This window comes from Thermodesulfobacteriota bacterium (assembly GCA_040758155.1).
In the GTDB taxonomy this organism is placed as follows: Bacteria; Desulfobacterota; Deferrimicrobia; order Deferrimicrobiales; family Deferrimicrobiaceae; genus UBA2219.
The window spans coordinates 1-6,274 of sequence record JBFLWB010000188.1 but is presented as its reverse complement, the minus strand read 5'-3'; the positions used below and the strand labels follow the sequence as shown (position 1 = coordinate 6,274).

Here is a 6,274-nt window from a genome sequence, read left to right as displayed (position 1 = left end):
GAACGGCTGCGAAATGGACGGGCGGACGCTCAAGGTGTCGGAGGCCAAGCCGAAGGTTGCCCGCGGCTCCGGCCCGGGTCGGAGCCAGTCCGGTGATTTCCGTCGGTAACGGGCAAACAACAACTCGACTTATTTGGAGGCTATCTTGGAAAAAGGCACCGTGAAGTGGTTCAACGACTCGAAGGGTTTCGGATTCATCACTCAGGAAAACGGCGGGCCGGATGTTTTCGTCCACTTCAGCTCGATCAAGGCGGAGGGCTTCAAAAGCCTCGCCGAAGGGGACAAGGTCCAGTTCGAGATCACGCAGGGGCCCAAGGGGGCCCAGGCATCCAACGTCGGCAAGATCTGATATCCGACAGAAGACGATACGTATTCCAGATGTTTGTGGTAGCATAAAAGTTCTGGTCGATTTGGGCTTTCCCGCCTGGGTTGAGCAAGAACACATTTTTTGGAGGATGTTGTGGAAAAGGGTACCGTGAAGTGGTTTAACGACGCGAAGGGCTTCGGGTTCATCACCCGCGAAAACGGAGGGGCGGATGTATTCGTCCACTTCAGCGCGATCCAGGCGGATGGCTTCAAGAGCCTCGCGGAGGGCGACAAGGTCCAGTTCGAAGTGACGCAGGGGTCCAAGGGACCGCAGGCGTCCAACGTCGCCAAGGTCTGAAACGCCGGAGGGCGTTGGGCGAAAGGAAGGCCTGATTTCGCTCGTGACGGCCGGAGGGGGACATTCCCTCTCCGGCCTTTTTCTTTCGGGCGTGTGCTAACCTGCAAATTGTAAAGCGGAAGAAACAGTCGCCCGGAGGGGGCCATGGGAGAAAAAGAGGTGGCGCAGATCCTTGCGGCCGCGGAGCAGGCGGTGAAGCTCCGGGATGCCGTGGCGAAGACCTGGAACCTGGTCATCAAGACCTTCGAGGAGCACCTCGATTCCCTTTCGGGAAGCTCCGGCGACCTGCCGTCCAAGGCGTTGTTCTCATCGGATCCCCGGGAAGTCTTCTCCCAGGATTTCTCGGCGCAGCGCAAACGTCTCCGGGAGCACGCGCGGGAGATCTCGTCCTCCCCCGACAAGAGCATCGCGATCCTTCAGCGGATCGTGGAAAAAGGGGTGGAGTATTCCTCCAAGGACACCTACCGGTATCATCCGAACGTCATCGCCGCATCGAAGAACGAAATCCTTGCGCTGATGAAGGCGGCGCAGATGGTGTTCGTCAGGTCGGCGTGAAATATCTGCTCGCCCCCCGATGAACGACAGGCGGCGGATCCTCCATCGCCTGCGGCGGGATCCCGCGCACGACATTCTGGTGATCGGAGGCGGCGCCACCGGGTGCGGCATCGCCCTCGATGCGGCAAGCCGCGGTCTCAGGGTCGCCCTCGTGGAAAGAAACGACTTCGGAGAAGGCACGAGCAGCCGAAGCACCAAGCTGCTCCACGGCGGGATCCGTTACCTGGAAGCGGCGGTACGGTCCTTCGATCCGAAAACGTTCCGCCTGGTCAAGGACGCCCTTCGCGAGCGCGGAATCCTTCTCCGGATCGCGCCGCACCTTTGCGCCCGGCTGCCGCTGGTGACTCCGATCTACAAGTGGTCGGACGTGCCCTACATGTACGGAGGGCTGAAGTTCTACGACCTCCTGTCGGGATCGATGGGGATCGGTCCCAGTCGCCTGCTCACCCGACGTGAAGTCCTCGATCGTTTCCCGATCCTCAGGTCCGGGGGGCTCAAGGCGGGCGTCCTCTACTACGACGGCCAGTTCAACGACGCCCGCATGGCGGTGGCGCTGGCGCTTACGGCCCATGCGCTCGGGGCGGCCGTGATCAACCATGTCGGGGCGGTCGATTTCCTCAAGGCGGGCGGGAAGATCGAAGGCGCGCGGGTGCGGGATTCGATTTCCGGCGAGGAATTCGAGGTGCGCGCCCGAACGGTCGTCAACGCCGCCGGCCCGTTCGCGGACGAGGTCCGCCGCATGGACGACCCGTCGGCCGTTCCCATCCTCCGCCCGAGTTCGGGAATCCACATCGTGCTCGACAAGCGCTTCGCCCCGCACTCCGAAGGTCTGCTGATCCCGAAAACGGAAGACGGAAGGGTCCTGTTCGTTCTTCCCTGGGAAAGCCACGTCCTGGTCGGGACAACGGACGAGCCCGCGACGGTCATGGAGCATCCACCCGTCCGGCAGGAAGACGTGGCCTACCTGTTGCGGCACCTCCGCCGGTACATCGACACGGAAGTGGCCGAGGGAGACGTCAAGTCCCGCTGGTCGGGGCTGCGCCCGCTGGTTTCCGATCCCGGGAAGGTCGATACGGCAGACCTTTCCAGGGACTATGTCATCGAAGCGGGCGGTTCGGGACTGGTGACCATCGCTGGCGGCAAGTGGACGACGTACCGGAAGATGGCCTCGGACCTGCTGGATTACGTCGTTCGGGAGCGCGGCCTCGATCGCGCCGGACCGTGCGCGACCGACCGGATCGCCGTCGTCGGCGGAGCCGCATATGAGCGCGGCGGGGAGGTCCGGCTCGTTGCGAAGTACGGAATTCCTCCCGACGTTGCGCTCCATCTGAACCGCGCATACGGGGATCGTTCGCCGATCGTGGCGGAGATGGCGGCGGGGAAGCTCGGGAGACGATTGCACCCGGGCCATCCTTTCGTCGAAGCGGAAGTGATTCATGGCGTCCGGCAAGAGATGGCGTCGCGCGTGATGGATGTCTTGGCCCGCCGCATTCCGCTGGCGCTGCTGGATCGTGAAGCTGCCGGCGCGGCATTGCCCCGCGTGGTCGAGCTCATGGCCGGGGAATTGGGGTGGGATGCCGGGCGGCGCGAGGTCGAGGCGCGGACGGCGGCGGAGCGTCTTTCGGCGGGATGAAATCCTGACCGGTTTTATTCGGGGCACCGATCCAGTTTCACACGAGGAACGCCTCCGGAGGCGCGCGCCGGTTCTTTATTCTGAAACCTTGCCCGGATGGCGGCATCTGCTGTTAGTAAGGCAGACTCCGCCAAGGCGCGCCAATCATGGATGGATCGGAAGAGCATCTCCGCAGGATGATCGACCGGATTCCCGCTCTGGCATGGTCCTGTCTGCCGGACGGGTCCACCGAATACCTCAATCGAAAATGGCTTGAGTACACCGGTCTCTCTCTGAAGGAGGCACTCGGCTGGGGGTGGAAGGCCGCGATCCACCCCGAAGACCTGGAACCGCTCATGGCCAAGTGGTATTCCCATCTCCGATCGGAAGAGGGAGGGGAGGCGGAGGCGCGCCTGCGGCGCTTCGACGGCGAATACCGCTGGTTCCTTTTCCGGGCGGAGCCGGCCCGCGACGAGCGGGGAGCCGTGACCCGATGGTACGGCACGAATTCCGACATCGAGGAGCGGAAGCAGGCCGAGCAACGCCTCCGGAACGAAATCCTGGCGTTGCGGGAGGAGATCGAGCGCGCGTCGATGTTCGAGGAGATCGTCGGGTCGTCGGAGCCGTTGCGCGCCGTGCTGCGGCAGGCCGCCGGCCTGTCGCAGGTCGATACCCCCGTGCTGATCCTCGGGGAGCCCGGGACGGGGAAGGAGCTTGTCGCGCGCGCCATCCATCGGCAATCCGGGCGCGCGGAGCGGGCGTTTCTCCGCGTGGACTGCGCGGCGCTTTCGCCGTCCCTGGTCGTCTCCGAGCTGTTCGGGCACGAAAAGGACGCTTTCGAGGGAGCGCTGCAGCGGCGGATGGGCCGTTTCGAGGCGGCCGATGGAGGCACGATCTATCTCGATGACGTCGGCAGCCTTCCGATGGAGGCGCAATGCGCGCTGTCGAAGGCGCTGCGGGAGCGGGCGATCGAGCGGCTGGGGGGCAACCGGCCGATCCCGGTGGACGTCCGCGTGCTGGCGGCCACGAAATGCGATCTGGCGCCGGCGGTCGCGGAAGGAGGATTCCGCCCGGACCTCCTCGCCATTCTGGGCGCGTCTTCTCTCCGGATCCCGCCCTTGCGGGAACGGCCGGACGACATCCAGCAGCTCGTGGAGTATTTCGCAGACCGGTATTCGAAGGCGGCCGGGAAGGAGATCCGCATCGTCGGCGGAGAGGTGTTGGCGCTTTTCCAGGCGCACGACTGGCCGGGCAATGTACGGGAGCTGCGGAACGTGGTCGAGAGGGCGGTGATCCTGTGCGATGGGAACGCCTTCACCGTGAGTGAAACATGGCTGAAGGGGGAATCGCCTCGACGGTTCGGGGAGCAGGCGACGCTGTCCGAAACGCTGTCCGGACAGGAACGGGAGATGATCGAGGCCATGCTGGCGGAATGCCGGGGGCGCATCTCCGGCCCGTCCGGGGCGGCGACCAGGCTCGGAATCCCCCGCCAGACGCTGGAGTCGAAGATCCGGAGGCTGGAAATCAACAAGTATCGGTTCAAGATCTGACGGCGGCCGGAGATGACCTTCTACATCCGCGACCGGGTCCGCCGGGAGCGAGGTTGAGATCGTCCGATGAAGACGATAGCCGGTTTATCGGCATTTGCATTCGGGACGGGAAAATATTCCCACTAATGATGAATCTTATCTCGAAAATTTTCGTCCTACTTGGCAAGAGCGGTTGAATAAATTATCAGGAATTGATTATCGATAAGTAGGGAGCCCCTTCCTCATCCTGAACGGCCGCGGGCAGAAGGAACCGAGGGGCAAGATTCAGCGCATATCGATACATCTCATACCTGAGTGATTCTCTCTCAGGAGCATATAAGGCCTGTAGTTCTCGTCGTGTTTCCAACAACCGGACCTCCATCCCGGCGCGCATGCCGGCGAGAGAGAGGGGTGTCTTCAGGCGGCAGCGAACCGGAAACCGGTTCGGTTCCGGGAGGGGGACGCTGTCTCTCGCGAGGGGAAGAAGCGGCAAGGATAACAGCAAGTACAAAACAAGGAGAACAGACATGAAAAAAGCACTCATCATCCTGCTCGTTGCGCTCATGATGGCGGGCGGATCCATCCAGTCGGCCCAAGCCGCTCTCGCCCGGGTTGGTCCGACCAACCCGCTCGACGGCTTCCCGCTGTGGTACGAGGACACCGCGGGACTGCGTCTCGACCTCTGCCTCGACCCGGGTGTCGCCTCCTGCCTCTTCATTGTCCCCAATCCGCTCGCACCGGTTTCCTTCCCGAACAATTATGGGGCGGAGGCCTTCTGGTGGGCGGCCGATGCCCTGTTCGACAATGTTTCCAACATGACCGGACTTCTGGTCCTCGCGATGGAAGCGGCCTTCGCTCCCTCCGAAGTCCCGGTGGAAGGGCTCCAGCAGGCATTCGCCCGCATCCGCATCCGCATCGACGTCCCGGTCGCGGGGACGTACACGGTGACCCATCCGTTCGGCACGGCGGTCTATAATGTCGCCACCCCCGGCATCCGGGCGATCAACGAGACCCAGGACCTCGGGAACCTCGCCACCCCCGGGCGGCAGGGTCCTTTCAACATCGCCCTGGCCGACGGACCGAATCCCCCGCTGCCCGGCGCGACCGTCAACGCCGACGGGCGCAGCATCGGTCCGTTCCTCACGTCGCCCCTTTTCCCTGGCCCGAACTTCTTCCTCGATCCGGCCACGAACGCAAGGTATCTCTCCAACGGCGCCCCGACCCCCGTCGTCGGCAGCCCCTTCGGCACCAACTTTTTCCGTGTCGTAGGTCCCCCGGGCACGGCTGAGGTAACCGCCTTCAACCTGACCGGCAAGATTTCCGTGAACCAGCCGGCGCCGGCCGACCGGGCCGAGTACCACGTGAAAACCGGGAAATTCCATGTCCGCGGCTTCAGCGCCGCCGTGCAGGACGGCGTGGGAAATCCCACCGTCGTCACCATCCATCTCGGCGCCGACAACACGGCCCCTGTGCTCGGAACGGCGACCGTGAACCAGACGACGGGCAGATGGATCTTCACCGGCAAGGCGCCGCTTTCCCCCGGCAACCCGGCGACGAGCACGGTCGCGATCCAGTCGAGCGCGGACCCGGGAGGCGTTGCGCAGGTTCTTGGTTTGACGCTGCGCTGACAAGGCCAATAACGAATCGAACGATATAACGCGCATAAGGAGACCAACATGAAACGGTTCGCAATTCTCTTAATGGCACTTGGCAGCGCGCTGATGCTGATACTGGCGGGTTGCGGCGGCGGTGGCGGCGGCGGCGCCGTCGGCGCCGGCAATCCCGCCTTCACCGCCGCGGACACCCTCGTGGCACCGGCCGGCACCACTCCCGCGTTCAGCGCGGCCGTGGCGGTCGACGAAGGCGCCGCGACCGCGGCCGATCCCGCGATCGCGGTAGGCGCGGCGGACGACG

General features: G+C 64.0%; 7 protein-coding genes. All 7 read left to right on the top strand.

All coding sequences use genetic code 11. The annotated features are described in order from the left end of the window. Nucleotides 1–145 precede the first annotated feature (145 nt). Complete coding sequence (locus AB1346_12970) at nt 146–349, top strand: cold-shock protein (GenBank protein MEW6721355.1); 204 nt, start codon at nt 146–148, stop codon at nt 347–349. 111 nt (nt 350–460) lie between these two features. Then, nucleotides 461–664: a cold-shock protein gene (locus AB1346_12965; GenBank protein MEW6721354.1), complete on the top strand. Its 204-nt coding sequence runs from the start codon at nt 461–463 to the stop codon at nt 662–664. Nucleotides 665–808: 144 nt separating this feature from the next. Continuing rightward, nucleotides 809–1,219 carry a hypothetical protein gene (locus AB1346_12960; protein ID MEW6721353.1) on the top strand — a complete coding sequence of 137 codons (411 nt, stop codon included), beginning with the start codon at nt 809–811 and terminating at the stop codon, nt 1,217–1,219. A gap of 19 nt (nt 1,220–1,238) precedes the next feature. Beyond that, nucleotides 1,239–2,852 (top strand): FAD-dependent oxidoreductase, encoded by a 1,614-nt coding sequence (locus tag AB1346_12955; protein MEW6721352.1) that lies wholly within the window; start codon nt 1,239–1,241, stop codon nt 2,850–2,852. A 146-nt stretch (nt 2,853–2,998) separates the two neighbouring features. Next, nucleotides 2,999–4,381 carry a sigma 54-interacting transcriptional regulator gene (locus tag AB1346_12950; protein ID MEW6721351.1) on the top strand — a complete coding sequence of 461 codons (1,383 nt, stop codon included), beginning with the start codon at nt 2,999–3,001 and terminating at the stop codon, nt 4,379–4,381. 506 nt (nt 4,382–4,887) lie between these two features. Beyond that, nucleotides 4,888–5,988 carry a hypothetical protein gene (locus tag AB1346_12945; GenBank protein MEW6721350.1) on the top strand — a complete coding sequence of 367 codons (1,101 nt, stop codon included), beginning with the start codon at nt 4,888–4,890 and terminating at the stop codon, nt 5,986–5,988. A gap of 48 nt (nt 5,989–6,036) precedes the next feature. Further along, nucleotides 6,037–6,274 (top strand): hypothetical protein (locus AB1346_12940; protein ID MEW6721349.1); only part of this gene is annotated, 238 nt, incomplete at its 3' end.

What these genes read in the sequence shown, in the direction of transcription:
- AB1346_12955 (MEW6721352.1), top strand. Translation starts at nt 1,239, where the DNA reads ATGAACGACAGGCGGCGGATCCTCCATCGCCTGCGGCGGGATCCCGCG.
- AB1346_12960 (MEW6721353.1), top strand. Translation starts at nt 809, where the DNA reads ATGGGAGAAAAAGAGGTGGCGCAGATCCTTGCGGCCGCGGAGCAGGCG.
- AB1346_12950 (MEW6721351.1), top strand. Translation starts at nt 2,999, where the DNA reads ATGGATGGATCGGAAGAGCATCTCCGCAGGATGATCGACCGGATTCCC.
- AB1346_12945 (MEW6721350.1), top strand. Translation starts at nt 4,888, where the DNA reads ATGAAAAAAGCACTCATCATCCTGCTCGTTGCGCTCATGATGGCGGGC.